Raw genomic sequence first — 16,812 nt, forward strand, 5'->3', positions numbered from 1 at the left:
GTAGCTTATAAAGAAGCCTTGTTTGGTAAATTTAGTCATCGTGAGGTTTATAAAAAACAAACCGGTGGTCGTGGTAAATTTGCCGATATCGTTTTCGAAATTGGTCCTGCAGATGCCGGTCAACCAAATGGTCTTCAATTTGTGAATGAAGTAGTTGGTGGTAATATTCCTCGTGAGTTTATTCCTTCTGTTGAGAAAGGTTTCAAAGCATCCATGGTAAACGGTCCTTTGGCTGGTTATCCTATTGATTCAATGAAAGTTACACTTAAAGATGGATCTTACCACGCAGTTGACTCTGATTCATTGTCTTTCGAAGTTTGTGCTAAAATCGGTTTCCGTGAAGCAGCTAAGAATGCAAAACCGATGTTACTAGAGCCAATCATGAAGGTTGAAGTAGTAACACCGGATGAGAATATGGGTGATGTAATCGGAGACTTAAACAAACGTCGTGGACAATTGGAAGGAATGGATAGTCGTGGAGGAGCTCAGGTTGTTAAAGCTAAAGTTCCACTTAGTGAGATGTTTGGTTATGTAACTTCCTTGCGTACCATCACTTCCGGTAGGGCCTCCTCAACCATGGAATTCAGTCACTATGCTGAAGCACCTAAGAATGTCTCAGATGAGGTAATTGCAAAAGTAAAAGGTAAAACACAACAAGAAGCTTAATCTATTTAATCGTTCTTTATAAACATGAGTCAAAAAATTAGGATCAAATTGAAATCTTACGATTTTAATCTAGTTGATAAATCAGCTGATAAAATCGTTAAAACCGTGAAATCAACCGGTGCAGTTGTTAGTGGACCAATTCCATTACCAACACATAAGAAAATCTTCACCGTATTGCGTTCACCACACGTTAACAAAAAAGCAAGAGAGCAATTTCAACTTTGTTCTTACAAAAGATTGTTGGATATCTATAGTTCAACCTCCAAAACGGTTGATGCCCTAATGAAACTTGAGTTACCAAGTGGGGTAGAAGTGGAGATCAAAGTCTAACTTGCTTTTTTTGAATATTAATCTAATTGTCTAATTTTAAATAAAAAACAAATGTCTGGTATCATTGGAAAAAAAATAGGAATGACCAGTGTTTACGGTGTAGATGGAAAGAACATCGCCGTAACGGTTATCCAAGCTGGACCTTGCGTTGTAACCCAAGTTAAGACTCCTGATAAGGATGGTTACGCTGCAGTGCAACTTGGTTTTGATGAAAAGAAAGAGAAGCACACCAGCTCTGCTCTGCAAGGTCATTTCAAAAACGCATCTACAACTCCAAAACGTAAAGTGGTTGAGTTTGGTGAGTTTGAAGAATCAAAAAATGTTGGAGATACTATCACAGTTGAAATTTTCAGCGAAGGAGATTTTGTAGACGTGGTAGGAACTTCAAAAGGTAAAGGTTTTCAGGGTGTTGTTAAACGCCATGGATTTAGTGGTGTCGGAATGCAAACACACGGACAACATAATCGTCTGCGTGCTCCCGGTTCTATGGGTGCATCTTCCTTTCCAAGTCGTGTATTTCCAGGTATGAGAATGGCTGGGCGTACTGGTGGATCTAGAGTGAAAATACAAAACCTTCAAATTGTTAAAGTTTTGGCCGATAAGAATTTGTTACTAGTGAGCGGTGCCGTTCCTGGAGCAAAAGGGTCTTATGTTTTAATTGAGAAATAACATGGAACTTAAAGTTTATAACATTTCCGGTCAGGAAACAGCAAAGAAGGCAAAATTGAATGATGAGATTTTTGCCATCGAACCAAATGATCATGCCATTTACTTGGATGTAAAACAATATTTGGCTAATCAACGTCAAGGAACTCATAAATCCAAACAAAAACATGAGGTAGCTTACTCTAGTCGTAAACTACACCGTCAAAAAGGTACAGGTGGATCTCGTAAGGGATCTGTAAAAAGTCCATTGTTTCGTCATGGTGGTCGTGTTTTTGGTCCTGAGCCTCGTGATTATTCATTTAAATTGAATAAAAAGCTTAAAGCTTTGGCAAGGAAATCTGCCTTGTCTTACAAAGCAAAAGGTAATGGAATTACGATTGTAGAAAACTTTTCATTTGATGCTCCAAAGACTAAGCAATACTTAGAGATTTTGAAGAATTTGAAGGTTGAAAACAAAAAATCCTTAGTAGTACTTGCAGAATCAAATAAAAACATATATTTGTCGTCCCGAAATTTAGGGGGTACTAAAGTTGTAACTGCTTCAGAATTAAACACTTACGATATTTTGAATGCAAATAATTTGGTACTTGACGAAGGCAGTTTGACGATTATTGAGAATATTTTGACCAAATAAGAGTAAAAATGGATATCATTATTAAGCCAATTATCACCGAAAAACGTACGTTGAAATCGGAAAAATTGAACGAGTATGGTTTTGTGGTTAATCCAGATGCCAACAAAGTTGAAATTAAATCCGCTGTAGAAAAAATGTATGGAGTTACGGTTGAAAGAGTTAATACCTTGGTTACTCTTGGTAAAATGCGCTCTCGTAGTACACGTTCAAAAGTAACTTACGGTAAGAATTCCAATTTGAAGAAAGCTATTGTTAAGCTAAAAGCTGGTGATACAATTGATTTTTTCGCTTCAATCTAAACTGACAATTAAACGATAAAGAAATGTCGCTCAGAAAATTAAAACCTGTAACTCCTGGAACCCGCTTTAAATTAGCGAATGGTTTTCAAGAAATTACAGCTTCCAAGCCGGAAAAGAGTCTTTTGACCTCTGTGAAAAAATCCGGTGGTCGTAACAACGAAGGTAAGATGACCATGCGTTATATCGGTGGTGGTCACAAAAAGCAATACCGTATTATCGATTTTAAACGTAATAAATTTGGCATTATCGGTGAAGTAAAAACCATCGAGTACGATCCAAATCGTTCTGCTCGCATTGCGTTGGTTCAATATCCTGATGGTGAAAAGCGTTATATTCTTGCTCCAAATGGTTTGAAAGTTGGACAAAAGATTAATGCAGGTCCTGGTGCAGCACCTGAACTTGGTAATGCATTATTGCTTAGCGAAGTTCCACTGGGTACAACCATTCATAATATTGAATTACGTCCTGGTCAAGGTGCAATTTTAGCACGCAGCGCCGGTGCATATGCACAATTGGCTGCCCGTGATGGAAAATATGCTACCATTAAACTTCCTTCAGGTGAAACTCGTTTGATTTTAACTGCTTGTTTAGCTACTATCGGTGCTGTTTCAAATCCTGATCATAACTTGGAAATTTCCGGTAAAGCAGGTCGTAGCAGATGGTTAGGACGCAGACCAAGAAACCGTCCAGTAGCCATGAACCCAGTAGACCATCCAATGGGTGGTGGTGAAGGTAGAGCTTCAGGTGGTCACCCACGTTCACGTAAAGGAATTCCAGCTAAAGGTTATAAAACCCGTAAGCTAAAAAATTCTTCTAATAAGTATATTATCTCTAGCAGGAAAAAATAATAATCAATGAGCCGTTCACTAAAAAAAGGTCCATTTATTGATTCTCATCTTGAAAATAAGGTGATGAAAATGGTAGAAACTGGTAAGAAATCAGTTATTAAAACTTGGAGTCGTCGTTCTGTGATTTCTCCGGATTTTGTTGGACAAACAATTGCAGTACACAATGGTAATAAATTTATTCCGGTTTATGTTACTGAGAATATGGTAGGTCACAAATTGGGCGAATTCTCTCCAACTAGGGTGTTCCGTGGCCATGCCGGTAATAAAAAGAAATAACTCATAGCAAATTAAGAAATGGGTAAGAGAAAAAAAATGGCTGCAGAGGCCAGAAAAGAAGTTAAGAAGAAAACAGCTATTGCTGAATTGAATAAGGTTCCAACCTCACCGCGTAAAATGCGTTTGATGGCTGACCTTATCAGAGGCAAAAAAGTTGAATTGGCGCTCAATATCTTAAAATATAGCGCTAAAGAATCTTCTAATCGTTTGGAAAAACTTCTACGTTCAGCAATTGCCAATTGGCAAGCTAAAAATGAAGGTGCACGTATCGAAGACAGTGGATTGTTTGTAAAAACAATTTTCGTAGACTCCGGTTTTCAAATGAAGCGAATTCGTTCGGCCCCTCAAGGACGTGCTCATCGTATTCGTAAACGTTCGAATCACGTGACTATTATTCTAGACACTAACACATCATCTAACTAAGAAATAGAATGGGACAAAAGGCAAACCCAATAGGTAATAGGCTTGGTATCATCCGCGGATGGGACAGCAATTGGTATGGTGGAAAAAAGTACGCCGATAAAATTGTAGAAGACGATAAAATCAGAAATTATCTGAAAGCCCGTCTTCCAAAAGGTAGTATTTCGAAAATCATTATCGAAAGAACTATGAAATTAATCACCGTAACAATTAATACTGCTCGTCCGGGTGTTATTATTGGTAAAGGTGGTAAGGAAGTAGATAAGTTGAAAGAAGAGTTAAAGAAACTTACCCAAAAGGAAGTTCAAATTAATATCTTCGAAATTAAACGTCCGGAATTAGATGCTCGTTTAGTTGCAGATAGTATTGCACGTCAATTAGAAGGTCGTATTTCTTTCCGTAGAGCTATTAAAATGGCTATTGCTTCTACCATGAGAATGGGTGCTGAAGGCGTAAAGATTAAAACAAGCGGACGTTTAGGTGGTGCTGAGATTGCTCGTACGGAAGGTTATAAAGAAGGACGCACTCCTTTGCATACATTCAGAGCTGATATTGATTATGCTACATCTGAAGCACATACAACTTATGGTCGTATTGGTGTAAAAGTTTGGATTTGCAATGGTGAGGTTTATGGTAAACGTGATTTAAGTCCTAATATCGCTTTATTAGCTCAAAAAGCATCTAATAACACCGGTGGTGGCGATAGAAGAGATGGTGGCAAAGGTCGTGGTAACGATCGTGGCGGAAATCGCGGTGATCGTCGCAACAACAATAAAAAGAATTAATTAGAAATTTTAGACTAGGAATAAACAATGTTACAGCCTAAAAAAACAAAATTCAGGAAGCAGCACAAAATGAAAATGAAGGGGAATGCCACTCGTGGGCAGGAATTATCCTTCGGTTCATTTGGAATTAAAGCTTTAGAAGGAGCTTGGGTAACTTCCCGTCAGTTGGAAGCAGCAAGGGTTGCTGTTACCCGTTTTATGAAAAGGGAAGGTCAAATTTGGATTAAAGTATTTCCAGATAAACCAATCACTAAAAAGCCTTTGGAAGTAAGGATGGGTAAAGGTAAAGGTGCCCCTGAATATTGGGTGGCAGTTGTTAAACCTGGTTGCATCATCTTCGAAGCTGATGGTGTTCCAATGGAAACTGCAAAAGAAGCTTTGAGACTTGCAGCTCAAAAATTACCTGTTACAACAAGATTTATTGTTCGCAGGGATTATGATGAGGCTACCGCTTAATAACCAATAGAAAAGAAAGCGATGAAAAACGAACAAATTAGAGAACTTTCCACAGATGAGTTGAAAGATAGGATTATGGAAGAAAGAGCACAATTGAACCGCTTAAAACTAAGCCATGCTGTTTCTCCTATTGAGAGTCCTGCTAAACTTACTCACACCCGTAAAACCATTGCCCGTTTGATCACGGAATTGAACAAACGATTGGCTTCAAACAACTAATAGATAATGGAAGCAACAGCTACAGTAGAAAGAAACTTACGCAAAGAGAGAGTTGGTGTCGTAGTGAGCGACAAAATGGATAAAACCATTACCGTTCTTGTTGAGCGCAAAGTGAAACACCCAAAGTATGGGAAGTTTGTTAAAACAAGTAATAAATTTCACGCTCATGACGAGAAGCGTGATGCCCATATCGGTGATACGGTAAAAATTATGGAAACTCGTCCTCTCAGCAAAACAAAATGCTGGAGATTAGTAGAAATCCTAGAAAGAGCTAAGTAAGATGTTACAACAGGAATCAAGATTAACAGTTGCCGATAATAGCGGTGCAAAGGAAGTTCTTATTATCCGTGTACTCGGTGGAACCAAAAGACGGTATGCATCCGTAGGTGACAAAATTGTTGTTACCGTAAAGCATGCTCTACCTTCCGGAAACGTAAAAAAAGGTAGTGTTTCTAAAGCTATTGTAGTTCGTACCAAAAAAGAAGTTCGTCGGAAAGATGGATCTTATATCCGTTTCGATGACAATGCTTGTGTACTGATCAATCAGGCAGAAGAAATGCGTGGGACACGTATTTTCGGTCCTGTAGCCCGTGAATTAAGGGAGAAACAATTTATGAAAATCATTTCATTGGCTCCTGAAGTTCTATAAACCGAAATAATTGTAAAGGTAAAATGTCAAAGCTTAAATTGAAAAAAGGCGATATCGTGAAAGTTACCACTGGTAACGCCAAAAATTCTCAAGGTAAAATTCTTGAGATTAATACAGAGAAGCTTACTGCTATAGTTGAAGGTGTAAATATGGTTTCTAAACATACGAAACCTAATGCTAAACACCCTCAAGGTGGTATTGTTAAACAAGAAGCTCCTGTTCATGTTTCTAATCTTAAACTTGTAGATCCAAAAACCGGTGAAGTTACTAGGGTTGGAAGAAAAGAAGTTGACGGGAAAATTGTTCGTTATGCAAAAAAATCAGGGGAGGTAATTAAGTAATGTATACACCACGTTATAAAACCAAGTATAAAGAGGAAGTTGTTCCTGCGCTAAAAGCGAAATTCAACTACTCATCTGTAATGCAGGTTCCTAAACTTGAGAAAATCGTTATTAATCAAGGTGTCGGAATCGCAGTATCTGATAAAAAACTTATCGATAATGCAGTTAAAGAAATGACCACTATCACTGGTCAAAAAGCAGTAGCAACGTTATCCAAAAAGGATATCTCTAACTTTAAAGTTAGAAAAGGTGTTGCTATCGGTGTTAAAGTAACCCTCCGTGGCGAAAGAATGTATGAATTCCTTGATCGCTTGATTTCTGTAGCTCTTCCAAGGATTCGTGATTTCCGTGGCGTTAGTGCTAAAGGATTTGATGGTCGCGGTAATTATACCTTAGGTATTACCGAACAAATCATTTTCCCAGAGATAGATATCGATAAAGTAAATAAGATCATGGGTATGGATATTACTTTTGTAACTTCTTCGAATGAAGATGAGCAAGCCCGTGAACTTCTAAAAGAATTTGGAATCCCTTTTAAAAAATAAAAACTAGATGGCAAAAGAATCAATGAAAGCGAGAGAGGTTAAAAGAGCCAAACTCGTTGCAAAATATGCCGAAAAAAGAAAAGCTTTGAAAGAAGCTGGCGATTATCAGGCCTTGGCAAAATTGCCAAAGAATTCTTCCAAGATTAGATTGCACAATCGTTGCAGTTTGACTGGTAGGCCAAAAGGATATATCAGACATTTTGGCATCAGCCGTATTACCTTTAGAGAGATGGCTTTAAATGGCTTGATCCCTGGAGTAACAAAAGCTAGTTGGTAATAAATTTGAATCGACGAAAATGACAGATCCAGTATCAGACTACTTGACCCGTTTGCGCAATGCAATCAAGGCTCGCCACAGAGTGGTAGAAGTTCCTTCATCTTCTCTTAAAATGAACATCTCAAAAATTCTTCTTGAAAAAGGTTTTATCCTTGGTTATAGAGAAGAGGGTGAGGGAGTTAAAAAAACTCTAAAAGTAGCGCTCAAGTATGACGCTCAAACTAAACAATCCGCAATCGTTGGACTACGTCGTGTTAGTCGTCCAGGTTTGAGGAAATATTCAGGCGCTTCTACCATGCCACGTGTAATTAATGGTTTAGGTGTTGCTATTATTTCCACTTCCAAAGGATTAATGACTGATAAGGAGGCTAGAAATCAAAACATTGGCGGAGAAGTTCTTTGTTATGTTTATTAATATTTAAGAAAATAAGAAATGTCGCGAATAGGAAAATTACCCATCACTCTACCTGCCGGTGTTACTGTTTCAATGAACGGTGACGTGGTTACAGTTAAAGGTGGCTTGGGTACTCTTAATCAAAAATTTACCCATGGTATTACCATTTCTATTGATGGTAATGTGGTAAAAGTAGAACGTCCTAATGAGGAAAAACAAACCAGAGCTAGTCATGGTCTATACCGTGCCTTGTTAAATAATATGGTTATTGGTGTTTCTAAAGGTTTTACAGTTTCTCAAGAATTAGTCGGAGTAGGTTATCGTGCCGCTAATACCGGTAATACTTTAGAGCTAACTTTAGGATATTCTCACAACGTAATGTTTGAGCTACCGAAGGAGATAAATGTTGAAACTAAAACAGAACGTGGTAAGAACCCAATTATTACCATGAAATCTCATGATAAACAACTTTTAGGTGCTGTTGCAGCTAAAATTAGATCCTTAAGGGAACCAGAGCCTTATAAAGGAAAAGGTATTCGATTTGTAAATGAACAATTGAGAAGAAAAGCTGGAAAGTCAGCAGGTAAAAAATAATTGAAAAATGGCAGTAACTAAAGAATTCCGTAGGAACCGCATTAAAATGCGTATCCGTAAGGTGGTGAGTGGAACTCCAGAATGTCCAAGACTCACTGTATTCCGCAGCAACAAAGGAATCTACGCTCAGGTGATAGATGATATTAATGGCAAAACCTTAATTTCTTCTTCTTCTGCAGAAAAAGGTGTTGCAGAGGGTAAAATGTGCAAAATTGATCAAGCTAAAGAAGTTGGTAAATCCATTGCACAAAAAGCCACAGCAGCCGGTATTTCAACAGTTGTATTTGACCGTAATGGTTATTTGTATCACGGACGCATTAAATCTTTGGCAGAAGCAGCTCGCGAAGCCGGACTAAATTTCTAAAACATGTCGACATCAAACGTAAAGAGAGTAAAATCAAGTGAAATTGAGCTGAAAGATCGCCTAGTAGCTGTTCAGCGTGTTACCAAGGTAACCAAAGGTGGACGTACCTTTTCATTCTCTGCTATTGTAGTAGTAGGAAATGAAAATGGTGTTGTTGGTTTTGGTTTAGGTAAAGCCAAAGAGGTTTCAGAGGCAATAACTAAAGGAATCGATGATGCTAAGAAAAATCTAATTAAAGTTCCAATTATTAATGGAACAGTACCTCATGACCAAGAAGGTAAATTTGGTGGATCATTAGTGTTCTTGAAACCTGCGGCTCATGGTACTGGAGTAATAGCCGGTGGTGCGATGCGTGCAGTATTGGAAAGCGTTGGAGTAAAGGATGTATTAGCTAAATCAAAAGGAAGTTCTAATCCTCACAACGTAGTAAAAGCTACAATTGAAGCTTTAGCTCAATTAAGGGATGCTTATAGCGTAGCCAAACAAAGAGGAGTTACTACTTCAAAAGTATTTAATGGATAATTAATTGAAATTATGGCTAAAATCAGAATTACCCAAGTGAAAAGCGGAATCGATCGCTTGCCAAACCAAAAAAGGACTCTAAAGGCTTTTGGTTTTAATAAAATCGGTCAATCAGTTGAATTAGAAGCTACTCCTCAAATTTTAGGAATGGTTAAAGCAGTTCAACATTTAGTTAAAGTTGAAGAAATCTAATATTATCATTCAATGAATTTAAGTAATCTTAAACCTGCTGAAGGTTCTACACATAAAGAAAAGAGAATTGGTCGTGGACAAGGTTCCGGCCGTGGCGGTACTTCTACCCGTGGTCATAAAGGAGCTAAATCTCGTTCCGGTTATTCAAGCAAAAAGGCTCATGAAGGTGGTCAAACTCCACTTCAACGTCGTTTGCCAAAATACGGCTTTAAAAATTTCAATCGTGTTGAGTATAACGGTGTTAATTTGGATGTTCTTCAAAAATTGGCTGATTCAAAAGGAGTTACTGAGGTTAATCTAGAAGTTTTGGCTTCAAATGGATTGGTTTCAAAAAATGATTTAGTTAAAATTTTAGGTCGTGGAGAATTGAAATCCTCCTTGAAAGTTAAAGCTCACAAATTTACTGAAACTGCAAAGAAAGCTATTGAAGCTGCCGGTGGAAGTGTTGAAACTATCTAAATAAAGAGATGAAGTTTATTGATACTATACGTAATATTTTCAAGATTGAAGAACTCCGCACTCGGATTCTTCTTACTCTTGGATTTATCCTAATCTACCGTATTGGATCTTTCGTAGTTCTTCCAGGTGTTGATCCTTCTCAATTAGGACAACTACAAAGACAAACAGAAGATGGTATTTTGGGATTATTAAACATGTTTTCCGGAGGTGCGTTTAGTAACGCTTCCATTTTTGCTTTGGGAATCATGCCATACATTTCAGCTTCAATTGTATTGCAATTGCTAGGAATGGCATTGCCATCGCTTCAACGATTGCAAAAGGAAGGTGAGAGTGGACGTAAGAAAATTAATCAATATACTCGAATCTTAACTATTTTAATTACCGCAGTTCAAGCTCCAGGTTATTTGGCCAATCTTACTTCCCAAATATCATCCTCTGCAATTATGATGGATACAACTATGTTTTGGGTAAGCTCTATCTTAATTTTGGTTGCCGGAACAATGTTTGTGATGTGGTTGGGTGAAAAAATTACTGATCGTGGTATAGGGAATGGTATTTCTTTAATTATTATGATTGGTATTATCGCACGTTTGCCTTTTGCTGTAGGTGCTGAAATTGATAGCCGTATGAGCGGTCAAGGTGGACCAGTGATTTTTTTACTTGAAATTATTTTCTTATTAGCTGTTATTGTGGGTGTTATCCTTCTTGTTCAAGGAACTAGAAGAATTCCTGTTCAAGTTGCAAGGGCCGCTATTTCTGGAAGAACTGCATTGCCACAGGGCGGATCACGTCAGTTTATTCCATTGAAATTGAATGCCTCTGGAGTTATGCCAATCATCTTTGCTCAGGCAATTATGTTCCTGCCTATTACCCTTGCTGGTTTTTCTAATTCCACTACTAACTCATTTGTAATGGCATTTTCAGATAATACTGGTTTTTGGTATAATCTGGTTTTTGGAACTTTGATTATTATTTTCACTTACTTCTACACTGCAATTACTATTAATTCTAACCAAATGGCTGATGAGATGAAAAGATCCGGTGGATTTATTCCTGGTGTTAAACCTGGTCGTAAAACAGCGGAGTACATCGATACAGTTATGTCAAGAATTACATTGCCGGGTGCAATCTTCTTGGCTCTGGTTGCTATTATGCCTTCTATTGCCATGATTGGTGGTGTTAATAACCAGTTTTCTCAGTTTTATGGAGGAACATCTTTGTTAATTTTAGTAGGTGTAGTTTTAGATACTCTTCAGCAAGTGGAAAGTCATTTGTTGATGAGACATTATGATGGTTTAATGAAATCAGGCAGAATTAAAGGTAGGTCCAATAATTCTCCTGTAAGTATGGCTAGTTAGTTTTCAAGTACAATAGGTTGATGGGAAAGTTGTATCTGAAAACGGAAGAAGAGATTGAGAAGATTAGAAAAAGTTCTTTACTTGTTGGAGAGGTAATAGCAGAAGTTGCAAAATTAATTGCTCCTGGTGTTAAGACCATTGATCTAGATAAGGTCGCTGAGCAATTTATTAGAGATAATAAAGCAATTCCGGCTTTTAAAGGATATCGTGGGTTTCCGGCTTCACTTTGTATTTCAGTTAACGATGCTGTAGTACATGGTATTCCAGGGAAGGAGGAGTTAAAGGAAGGTGATGTAGTTTCTATTGATTGCGGGGTTAAGTTAGATGGTTGGTATGGTGATAGTGCCTACACCTTTGGTGTTGGTAATATTAGTCCTGAAATCAAACAACTCCTTGATGTTACTAAACAAAGTCTCTATGAAGGAATTCGTTTTGCAGTTTCTGGTATGAGAATAGGTGATATATCATTTGCTGTTCAAAATCATGCTGAGAAGTTTGGATATGGAGTTGTTAGAGAATTGGTTGGTCACGGAATTGGTAGGAATCTGCATGAAGAACCAGAAGTTCCAAATTATGGACGCAGAGGAAATGGGGTGAAGTGTTTGGAAGGAATGGTAATTGCTATTGAACCTATGATTAATATGGGATCAAAAAATGTGTATACAAAGGAAGATCGATGGACTATTGGTACCAGCGATGGAAAACCTTCTGCACATTTTGAACACACAGTTTGTATTAGGAAAGGGCAAGCGGATATTTTATCTAGTTTTGCGCCGATTGAAGAAGTAGAAAAAATTAAAAACAAATAATTTGAACGAATGCCAAAGCAGTCGTCGATAGAACAAGATGGAACAATTATAGAGGCATTATCCAATGCTATGTTTCGCGTAGAATTGGAAAATGGCCATATAATTACCGCTCACATTTCAGGTAAAATGAGGATGAATTACATCAAAATTTTACCTGGAGATAGGGTGAAGGTTGAAATGTCACCTTATGATTTAACTAAAGGAAGAATTTCATATCGCTATAAATAAACTTGCAAACAAATGAAAGTTAGAGCATCTATTAAAAAACGTAGTGTAGACTGCAAAATCGTACGTCGTAAAGGTCGTCTATACGTTATCAACAAAAAGAACCCTAAGTTTAAGCAACGTCAGGGGTAAAAATTTTAAACAAGAAATAAAGTAAAAAACAATGGCAAGGATTTCTGGTATTGACTTACCAAAGAACAAAAGAGGAGAAATTGGACTGACTTATATCTATGGTATTGGTCGTGTATCTGCTCAAACTATTTTGAACAAAGCCGGTGTTGATCTGAACAAACGTGTTTCAGAATGGAATGACGCTGAGTTAGCAAAGATTCGTCAAATCATCAATGACGAGTTTAAAGTTGAAGGTGCACTTCGTTCAGAAGTACAATTGAACATCAAACGTTTGATGGATATTGGTTGTTATCGTGGAGTACGTCATCGTCAAGGTTTGCCGGTGCGTGGTCAAACCACCAAGAACAATGCCCGTACAAGAAAGGGTAGAAAGAAAACTGTTGCTAATAAGAAAAAGGCAACTAAATAATAATTTGTAAATAGGTATTAGTTAAGACTAATAGTTATCTTCTAAAAAATGGCAAAAGCACAATCAGGGGCCGCCTCAGCAAAAACGGCCAAAAAAAGAGTAGTTAAAGTAGATGCAGTTGGAGAAGCTCATATCAACGCTACTTTTAACAACATCATTATTTCCTTGACCAATGTCAATGGAGAAGTTATTTCATGGAGCTCAGCTGGTAAAATGGGTTTCAGAGGTTCCAAAAAGAATACACCCTATGCTGCCCAAATGGCTGCTGGTGACTGCGCGAAAGTTGCATTTGATGCAGGTCTTCGTCGTGTTAAATTGTTCGTTAAAGGGCCAGGTGCCGGCCGGGAGAGTGCGATTCGTACAATATCTTCTGCAGGGATTGAAGTAACTGAAATCATTGACGAAACTCCAATTCCTCACAATGGATGCCGTCCTCCTAAAAAGAGAAGGGTATAATTTTTTGTCTTTAGAATAATTTTCAATAACTGGATACTTTAAAACATCCTTGAATACAATTAAAAATGGCTAGATATACAGGTCCAAAAACCAAAATTGCCCGTAAATTCGGAGAGGCGATCTTCGGTACAGATAAAACTTTTGAAAAAAAGAACTATCCTCCCGGAATGCACGGATTGGCAAAGAAACGTAAGAAAGTTTCTGAATATGGGGTTCAATTGGCAGAGAAGCAAAAAGCAAAATATACCTATGGGGTATTAGAACGTCAGTTCGCTAAAACATATGATCGTGCTGCCCGAATGAAAGGCGTTACCGGTGATAATTTATTTCGTTTATTAGAGGCTAGACTAGACAATGTAGTTTATCGTCTGGGTATTGCTCCTAGTCGTTCTTCTGCTCGTCAGTTGGTTGGCCACCGTCACATTACTGTAAATGGACAAGTTGTGAATATTGCCTCTTACTCTCTTCGTCCAGGTGACAAAATCGGAGTTCGTGAAAAATCTAAATCATTGGAAGTTATTTCCAATTCACTTGCCGGAAGTAAACGCAATCAATTTACTTGGTTAGATTGGAATCACCAAGATATGGTTGGTACTTTCGTAAGCTATCCTGAAAGAGCTGCAGTTCCTGAAAATATTAAGGAACAACTTATTGTGGAATTGTACTCTAAATAATCTTAAACTATTAATACATAGTTATCCTAATACACCAAAATGGCTATTTTAAACTTTCAAAAACCCGACAAAGTAATCATGTTGAATTCGACTGACCGTGAAGGTGAGTTTGAATTCCGTCCACTTGAGCCAGGATACGGCATCACTATAGGTAATGCACTTCGCAGAATTTTATTAAATTCTTTGGAAGGTTTTGCTATTACCTCCATCCGTATAGAAGGCGTTGATCATGAATTTTCTACGATCAAAGGTGTTATCGAAGATGTTACTGAAATTATCCTGAATTTAAAACAAGTACGTTTTAAACGTCAAATCGACACGCAAGATAATGAAAGGATTACTGTCCAAATAGCTGATCAAACGCAATTTTTGGCTGGTGATATTGGTAAATTCTTAACTGGTTTCCAAGTTCTTAATCCTGATCTTGTAATTTGCAACCTGGAAAGTTCTGTTAAATTTAAAATCGACTTTACTATCGAAAAAGGTCGTGGATATGTTTCTGCAGAAGAGAATAAAACCAATAGTGCTCCTGTAGGTACTATTTTTATTGATAGTATTTATACTCCGATTAAGAATGTTAAATACACGATCGAAAACTATAGGGTTGAGCAAAAAACTGACTATGAAAAATTAATCCTTGAGATTAAAACTGATGGAAGTGTTCACCCTAAAGACGCTCTCAAAGAAGCTGCTAAAATTTTGATTCATCACTTTATGTTATTCAGTGATGAGAAAATTACCCTCGATATTGAAGAGAAGCCAGCAACAGAAGAATTTGACGAGAATTTGATGCATATGAGGAATTTATTGAAAACCAAATTGGTTGATTTAGATTTGTCTGTACGTGCCCTAAATTGCTTGAAAGCTGCTGATGTTGAAACCTTGGGTGATTTGGTTTCTTACAACCGCAATGACCTATTGAAATTCCGTAACTTTGGTAAAAAATCTTTAACTGAGTTGGATGATTTAGTTAATGCAAAAGGCCTTCACTTCGGAATGAATGTAACCAAATATAAATTGGATAAAGACTAGTCCTTTCCGGAATAGTATTGAATAAATCGAAACGAAAAAATGAGACACGGAAAAAAACTAAACCACTTGGGTCGTACCTCCTCACACCGCAAAGCGATGTTGAGCAATATGGCATCTTCCCTAATTAAACACAAACGCATTAATACCACTTTAGCTAAAGCGAAAGCATTGCGTGTTTACGTGGAACCTTTGATTACCAAAAGTAAAGAAGATAGCACTCACAACCGCCGTACAGTATTTGCTTACCTTAAAGATAAAGAAGCTGTATCTGAGTTGTTTCGCACCATTAGCCCAAAAGTTGCTGATCGTCCAGGTGGATATACCAGGATTATTAAGTTAGCAAACCGTTTGGGTGATAATGCAGAAATGGCATTGATTGAATTGGTTGATTTTAATGAATTATTGCTTGCAGTTAAATCGGAAAAATCCGGTGCAAAAGCTAAATCTACTCGTAGAAGTAGAACTAAAAAAGCTGATACCACTAGCTCCGCTCCAGCAGCAGAATCAGCTTCTGAAGAATAATTTAATATCGAATCATAATCTTAAGCCATCCAAAAGGATGGCTTTTTTTTTGTTTTTACTCTTCTTCTGCATTTCACAAATTAACCCTTTCCCTACCATTGTATTTTACTAAGGTATTTGGTAGAATCATGTTTTGCTATGGACAATTAAACCATACTAGGTGCTGGGAATTAGGATTCCTTATTATGACATTGTGCCAGACTAGGTGATTTGATTTTTACCAACGGCTTTAATCCTAATTGAAGTTTTAAAGTACAAGAATTGGATTTTTTCCCAATATGGTATCTCTCCTTTAATTACTAACGATATTTCCTGTTTATTCCTTTAATTGTAAGCCTATTTATAAATTGTTTTCATAGTGTTTGTTGTGTTTTGTCTTAGATTTTTTAATATTTTGCAATATTTGTTTATAGTTTCATTTGATATGTATATTTGGTTTTGATTTTAAGGATAATTTTAAAACTCCATCCTATTGTTTTTCATGATACGTCGATTCTGTACTTGTTTATTAATTCTTCCTTTGTTTTGTTCAACAGTATTGGCTCAAAGAGGCTCTAAACCGAAAAAGGCTAAGGTTGTTGACAATCAGATTCAAATTCAAATTGTTGATTATTCTGGTTCAGTTAGCAGTTCTGGACGATTTATGTCCGGTAAATACCTTAAAATTGGCGAATCTGATGAAGTTCCTATTAAGCCGGATGGTAGTCAGGTTATGAAGTATTTTAAGAAATGCCCTGAAGCCAGGAATTAGCTCAAGAGGCTGCAACCTTAAATAGACAAGGTAAAACACTTATGTTGGTTGGTGCAATTGCCGGTCCAACCGTGGTTGCAGGTAGTTTAGTAACTTCCGTAGCAGTTAAAAATTTTATTCCTTTCGTAATTGGAGCTCCAATTGGATTAGGCACTACAGGTGCATTAATTGGTGTTGGAGCGAGGCAAAGAAATAAGGCTTATAGAAAAGTTTGTGAAGCAATTGATGCCTACAATAATTCTTGTTATCAAGCACCTGCTATGACGGAAGAGGAAATTGAAAAGGCATTAGAGGAAAAGAGTAAGGATAAAGATGGAAAGGATAGTACGAAAATTAGTTCCGAGAAAAAAGAGAATATGGCTGAATTAATCAGAAATGAGCCTGGCTATTCTAATTTATTCGGTGTGGGTTTGATACCATTCAATTTTACTTATTCTCCAATAAATACTAGGTTTGGAGCAGGTGTTTTTGGTTTTTATAGTTTTAAAAGTTCCTTTGTAATTGAGGC

The 16,812-nt window shown here is 37.3% G+C and carries 33 protein-coding genes; all 33 read left to right on the plus strand.

All coding sequences use genetic code 11. The features are described 5' to 3' along the window. Positions 1–666: elongation factor G (gene fusA, locus K1X82_11075; GenBank protein MBX7182648.1), on the plus strand; the 666-nt coding region annotated here is incomplete at its 5' end. Positions 667–690: 24 nt separating this feature from the next. Next, positions 691–996, plus strand: coding sequence for a 30S ribosomal protein S10 (gene rpsJ / locus K1X82_11080; protein MBX7182649.1), 306 nt, complete (start codon positions 691–693; stop codon positions 994–996). A gap of 51 nt (positions 997–1,047) precedes the next feature. After that, complete coding sequence (gene rplC / locus K1X82_11085) at positions 1,048–1,665, plus strand: 50S ribosomal protein L3 (GenBank protein ID MBX7182650.1); 618 nt, start codon at positions 1,048–1,050, stop codon at positions 1,663–1,665. A 1-nt stretch (position 1,666) separates the two neighbouring features. Next, positions 1,667–2,296 (plus strand): 50S ribosomal protein L4, encoded by a 630-nt coding sequence (rplD, locus tag K1X82_11090; protein ID MBX7182651.1) that lies wholly within the window; start codon positions 1,667–1,669, stop codon positions 2,294–2,296. Positions 2,297–2,304: 8 nt separating this feature from the next. Next, a complete protein-coding gene (gene rplW / locus K1X82_11095) occupies positions 2,305–2,595 on the plus strand; it encodes a 50S ribosomal protein L23 (GenBank protein MBX7182652.1) in 291 nt (96 codons plus the stop codon). Positions 2,596–2,618: 23 nt separating this feature from the next. Next, positions 2,619–3,443 (plus strand): 50S ribosomal protein L2, encoded by an 825-nt coding sequence (gene rplB / locus K1X82_11100; protein ID MBX7182653.1) that lies wholly within the window; start codon positions 2,619–2,621, stop codon positions 3,441–3,443. Positions 3,444–3,449: 6 nt separating this feature from the next. Continuing rightward, entirely contained in the window at positions 3,450–3,719 is a 270-nt protein-coding gene (gene rpsS / locus K1X82_11105; protein MBX7182654.1) for a 30S ribosomal protein S19, read from the plus strand. A gap of 18 nt (positions 3,720–3,737) precedes the next feature. Then, on the plus strand, positions 3,738–4,142 hold the full coding sequence (rplV, locus tag K1X82_11110; GenBank protein ID MBX7182655.1) for a 50S ribosomal protein L22: 405 nt from the start codon (positions 3,738–3,740) through the stop codon (positions 4,140–4,142). A gap of 8 nt (positions 4,143–4,150) precedes the next feature. Then, on the plus strand, positions 4,151–4,924 hold the full coding sequence (rpsC, locus tag K1X82_11115) for a 30S ribosomal protein S3 (protein MBX7182656.1): 774 nt from the start codon (positions 4,151–4,153) through the stop codon (positions 4,922–4,924). A 27-nt stretch (positions 4,925–4,951) separates the two neighbouring features. After that, positions 4,952–5,380, plus strand: coding sequence for a 50S ribosomal protein L16 (gene rplP / locus K1X82_11120; GenBank protein ID MBX7182657.1), 429 nt, complete (start codon positions 4,952–4,954; stop codon positions 5,378–5,380). Positions 5,381–5,401: 21 nt separating this feature from the next. After that, positions 5,402–5,599, plus strand: coding sequence for a 50S ribosomal protein L29 (gene rpmC, locus K1X82_11125; protein MBX7182658.1), 198 nt, complete (start codon positions 5,402–5,404; stop codon positions 5,597–5,599). A 6-nt stretch (positions 5,600–5,605) separates the two neighbouring features. Then, a complete protein-coding gene (gene rpsQ, locus K1X82_11130) occupies positions 5,606–5,878 on the plus strand; it encodes a 30S ribosomal protein S17 (GenBank protein ID MBX7182659.1) in 273 nt (90 codons plus the stop codon). Between the two features lies 1 nt (position 5,879). Further along, positions 5,880–6,248, plus strand: a complete 369-nt coding sequence (gene rplN / locus K1X82_11135) for a 50S ribosomal protein L14 (protein ID MBX7182660.1) — start codon at positions 5,880–5,882, stop codon at positions 6,246–6,248. 23 nt (positions 6,249–6,271) lie between these two features. After that, the gene (gene rplX / locus K1X82_11140) at positions 6,272–6,589 is read left to right on the plus strand and encodes a 50S ribosomal protein L24 (protein ID MBX7182661.1); all 318 of its coding nucleotides are present in this window, start codon (positions 6,272–6,274) and stop codon (positions 6,587–6,589) included. After that, a complete protein-coding gene (rplE, locus tag K1X82_11145) occupies positions 6,589–7,134 on the plus strand; it encodes a 50S ribosomal protein L5 (GenBank protein MBX7182662.1) in 546 nt (181 codons plus the stop codon). Before rplX ends, rplE begins: the two co-directional genes overlap by 1 nt. Before the next feature lie 7 nt (positions 7,135–7,141). Further along, positions 7,142–7,411: a 30S ribosomal protein S14 gene (gene rpsN / locus K1X82_11150; GenBank protein ID MBX7182663.1), complete on the plus strand. Its 270-nt coding sequence runs from the start codon at positions 7,142–7,144 to the stop codon at positions 7,409–7,411. Between the two features lie 19 nt (positions 7,412–7,430). Beyond that, positions 7,431–7,826 (plus strand): 30S ribosomal protein S8, encoded by a 396-nt coding sequence (gene rpsH / locus K1X82_11155; GenBank protein MBX7182664.1) that lies wholly within the window; start codon positions 7,431–7,433, stop codon positions 7,824–7,826. Between the two features lie 18 nt (positions 7,827–7,844). Further along, positions 7,845–8,399: a 50S ribosomal protein L6 gene (gene rplF / locus K1X82_11160; protein MBX7182665.1), complete on the plus strand. Its 555-nt coding sequence runs from the start codon at positions 7,845–7,847 to the stop codon at positions 8,397–8,399. Between the two features lie 7 nt (positions 8,400–8,406). Next, the gene (gene rplR / locus K1X82_11165) at positions 8,407–8,763 is read left to right on the plus strand and encodes a 50S ribosomal protein L18 (GenBank protein ID MBX7182666.1); all 357 of its coding nucleotides are present in this window, start codon (positions 8,407–8,409) and stop codon (positions 8,761–8,763) included. Between the two features lie 3 nt (positions 8,764–8,766). Beyond that, a complete protein-coding gene (rpsE, locus tag K1X82_11170; GenBank protein ID MBX7182667.1) occupies positions 8,767–9,285 on the plus strand; it encodes a 30S ribosomal protein S5 in 519 nt (172 codons plus the stop codon). A gap of 12 nt (positions 9,286–9,297) precedes the next feature. Next, positions 9,298–9,477, plus strand: a complete 180-nt coding sequence (gene rpmD, locus K1X82_11175; protein ID MBX7182668.1) for a 50S ribosomal protein L30 — start codon at positions 9,298–9,300, stop codon at positions 9,475–9,477. Positions 9,478–9,489: 12 nt separating this feature from the next. Further along, positions 9,490–9,936 carry a 50S ribosomal protein L15 gene (gene rplO / locus K1X82_11180; protein MBX7182669.1) on the plus strand — a complete coding sequence of 149 codons (447 nt, stop codon included), beginning with the start codon at positions 9,490–9,492 and terminating at the stop codon, positions 9,934–9,936. An 8-nt stretch (positions 9,937–9,944) separates the two neighbouring features. Beyond that, on the plus strand, positions 9,945–11,294 hold the full coding sequence (gene secY / locus K1X82_11185) for a preprotein translocase subunit SecY (protein ID MBX7182670.1): 1,350 nt from the start codon (positions 9,945–9,947) through the stop codon (positions 11,292–11,294). A 20-nt stretch (positions 11,295–11,314) separates the two neighbouring features. Continuing rightward, positions 11,315–12,103 carry a type I methionyl aminopeptidase gene (gene map, locus K1X82_11190; GenBank protein MBX7182671.1) on the plus strand — a complete coding sequence of 263 codons (789 nt, stop codon included), beginning with the start codon at positions 11,315–11,317 and terminating at the stop codon, positions 12,101–12,103. Positions 12,104–12,112: 9 nt separating this feature from the next. After that, positions 12,113–12,331 carry a translation initiation factor IF-1 gene (gene infA, locus K1X82_11195; GenBank protein MBX7182672.1) on the plus strand — a complete coding sequence of 73 codons (219 nt, stop codon included), beginning with the start codon at positions 12,113–12,115 and terminating at the stop codon, positions 12,329–12,331. 12 nt (positions 12,332–12,343) lie between these two features. Further along, positions 12,344–12,460, plus strand: coding sequence for a type B 50S ribosomal protein L36 (gene ykgO / locus K1X82_11200; GenBank protein ID MBX7182673.1), 117 nt, complete (start codon positions 12,344–12,346; stop codon positions 12,458–12,460). Positions 12,461–12,491: 31 nt separating this feature from the next. Continuing rightward, a complete protein-coding gene (rpsM, locus tag K1X82_11205) occupies positions 12,492–12,869 on the plus strand; it encodes a 30S ribosomal protein S13 (protein MBX7182674.1) in 378 nt (125 codons plus the stop codon). Positions 12,870–12,917: 48 nt separating this feature from the next. Continuing rightward, positions 12,918–13,325 (plus strand): 30S ribosomal protein S11, encoded by a 408-nt coding sequence (gene rpsK / locus K1X82_11210; protein MBX7182675.1) that lies wholly within the window; start codon positions 12,918–12,920, stop codon positions 13,323–13,325. Positions 13,326–13,390: 65 nt separating this feature from the next. Further along, positions 13,391–13,999: a 30S ribosomal protein S4 gene (rpsD, locus tag K1X82_11215; GenBank protein MBX7182676.1), complete on the plus strand. Its 609-nt coding sequence runs from the start codon at positions 13,391–13,393 to the stop codon at positions 13,997–13,999. 39 nt (positions 14,000–14,038) lie between these two features. Further along, complete coding sequence (locus tag K1X82_11220) at positions 14,039–15,031, plus strand: DNA-directed RNA polymerase subunit alpha (protein ID MBX7182677.1); 993 nt, start codon at positions 14,039–14,041, stop codon at positions 15,029–15,031. Between the two features lie 39 nt (positions 15,032–15,070). Further along, positions 15,071–15,553: a 50S ribosomal protein L17 gene (rplQ, locus tag K1X82_11225; GenBank protein ID MBX7182678.1), complete on the plus strand. Its 483-nt coding sequence runs from the start codon at positions 15,071–15,073 to the stop codon at positions 15,551–15,553. A 481-nt stretch (positions 15,554–16,034) separates the two neighbouring features. Continuing rightward, complete coding sequence (locus tag K1X82_11230; GenBank protein MBX7182679.1) at positions 16,035–16,304, plus strand: hypothetical protein; 270 nt, start codon at positions 16,035–16,037, stop codon at positions 16,302–16,304. 41 nt (positions 16,305–16,345) lie between these two features. Further along, the coding region (locus K1X82_11235) for a hypothetical protein (protein MBX7182680.1) at positions 16,346–16,812 on the plus strand (467 nt) is incomplete at its 3' end.

Source organism: Bacteroidia bacterium (assembly GCA_019695265.1).
Lineage (GTDB): Bacteria > Bacteroidota > Bacteroidia > JAIBAJ01 > JAIBAJ01 > JAIBAJ01.

What these genes read in the sequence shown, in the direction of transcription:
- rpsQ (MBX7182659.1), top strand. Translation starts at nt 5,606, where the DNA reads ATGGAAGCAACAGCTACAGTAGAAAGAAACTTACGCAAAGAGAGAGTT.
- rplP (MBX7182657.1), top strand. Translation starts at nt 4,952, where the DNA reads ATGTTACAGCCTAAAAAAACAAAATTCAGGAAGCAGCACAAAATGAAA.
- rpsE (MBX7182667.1), top strand. Translation starts at nt 8,767, where the DNA reads ATGTCGACATCAAACGTAAAGAGAGTAAAATCAAGTGAAATTGAGCTG.
- rplD (MBX7182651.1), top strand. Translation starts at nt 1,667, where the DNA reads ATGGAACTTAAAGTTTATAACATTTCCGGTCAGGAAACAGCAAAGAAG.
- rplR (MBX7182666.1), top strand. Translation starts at nt 8,407, where the DNA reads ATGGCAGTAACTAAAGAATTCCGTAGGAACCGCATTAAAATGCGTATC.
- rpsS (MBX7182654.1), top strand. Translation starts at nt 3,450, where the DNA reads ATGAGCCGTTCACTAAAAAAAGGTCCATTTATTGATTCTCATCTTGAA.
- rpsJ (MBX7182649.1), top strand. Translation starts at nt 691, where the DNA reads ATGAGTCAAAAAATTAGGATCAAATTGAAATCTTACGATTTTAATCTA.
- rplQ (MBX7182678.1), top strand. Translation starts at nt 15,071, where the DNA reads ATGAGACACGGAAAAAAACTAAACCACTTGGGTCGTACCTCCTCACAC.
- rplN (MBX7182660.1), top strand. Translation starts at nt 5,880, where the DNA reads ATGTTACAACAGGAATCAAGATTAACAGTTGCCGATAATAGCGGTGCA.
- secY (MBX7182670.1), top strand. Translation starts at nt 9,945, where the DNA reads ATGAAGTTTATTGATACTATACGTAATATTTTCAAGATTGAAGAACTC.
- map (MBX7182671.1), top strand. Translation starts at nt 11,315, where the DNA reads ATGGGAAAGTTGTATCTGAAAACGGAAGAAGAGATTGAGAAGATTAGA.
- rplF (MBX7182665.1), top strand. Translation starts at nt 7,845, where the DNA reads ATGTCGCGAATAGGAAAATTACCCATCACTCTACCTGCCGGTGTTACT.
- rplC (MBX7182650.1), top strand. Translation starts at nt 1,048, where the DNA reads ATGTCTGGTATCATTGGAAAAAAAATAGGAATGACCAGTGTTTACGGT.
- ykgO (MBX7182673.1), top strand. Translation starts at nt 12,344, where the DNA reads ATGAAAGTTAGAGCATCTATTAAAAAACGTAGTGTAGACTGCAAAATC.
- rpsH (MBX7182664.1), top strand. Translation starts at nt 7,431, where the DNA reads ATGACAGATCCAGTATCAGACTACTTGACCCGTTTGCGCAATGCAATC.
- rplE (MBX7182662.1), top strand. Translation starts at nt 6,589, where the DNA reads ATGTATACACCACGTTATAAAACCAAGTATAAAGAGGAAGTTGTTCCT.
- K1X82_11220 (MBX7182677.1), top strand. Translation starts at nt 14,039, where the DNA reads ATGGCTATTTTAAACTTTCAAAAACCCGACAAAGTAATCATGTTGAAT.
- rplW (MBX7182652.1), top strand. Translation starts at nt 2,305, where the DNA reads ATGGATATCATTATTAAGCCAATTATCACCGAAAAACGTACGTTGAAA.
- rpsK (MBX7182675.1), top strand. Translation starts at nt 12,918, where the DNA reads ATGGCAAAAGCACAATCAGGGGCCGCCTCAGCAAAAACGGCCAAAAAA.
- rpmC (MBX7182658.1), top strand. Translation starts at nt 5,402, where the DNA reads ATGAAAAACGAACAAATTAGAGAACTTTCCACAGATGAGTTGAAAGAT.
- rplB (MBX7182653.1), top strand. Translation starts at nt 2,619, where the DNA reads ATGTCGCTCAGAAAATTAAAACCTGTAACTCCTGGAACCCGCTTTAAA.
- rpsC (MBX7182656.1), top strand. Translation starts at nt 4,151, where the DNA reads ATGGGACAAAAGGCAAACCCAATAGGTAATAGGCTTGGTATCATCCGC.
- rplV (MBX7182655.1), top strand. Translation starts at nt 3,738, where the DNA reads ATGGGTAAGAGAAAAAAAATGGCTGCAGAGGCCAGAAAAGAAGTTAAG.
- rplX (MBX7182661.1), top strand. Translation starts at nt 6,272, where the DNA reads ATGTCAAAGCTTAAATTGAAAAAAGGCGATATCGTGAAAGTTACCACT.
- K1X82_11230 (MBX7182679.1), top strand. Translation starts at nt 16,035, where the DNA reads ATGATACGTCGATTCTGTACTTGTTTATTAATTCTTCCTTTGTTTTGT.
- rplO (MBX7182669.1), top strand. Translation starts at nt 9,490, where the DNA reads ATGAATTTAAGTAATCTTAAACCTGCTGAAGGTTCTACACATAAAGAA.
- rpsD (MBX7182676.1), top strand. Translation starts at nt 13,391, where the DNA reads ATGGCTAGATATACAGGTCCAAAAACCAAAATTGCCCGTAAATTCGGA.
- rpsN (MBX7182663.1), top strand. Translation starts at nt 7,142, where the DNA reads ATGGCAAAAGAATCAATGAAAGCGAGAGAGGTTAAAAGAGCCAAACTC.
- rpsM (MBX7182674.1), top strand. Translation starts at nt 12,492, where the DNA reads ATGGCAAGGATTTCTGGTATTGACTTACCAAAGAACAAAAGAGGAGAA.
- rpmD (MBX7182668.1), top strand. Translation starts at nt 9,298, where the DNA reads ATGGCTAAAATCAGAATTACCCAAGTGAAAAGCGGAATCGATCGCTTG.
- infA (MBX7182672.1), top strand. Translation starts at nt 12,113, where the DNA reads ATGCCAAAGCAGTCGTCGATAGAACAAGATGGAACAATTATAGAGGCA.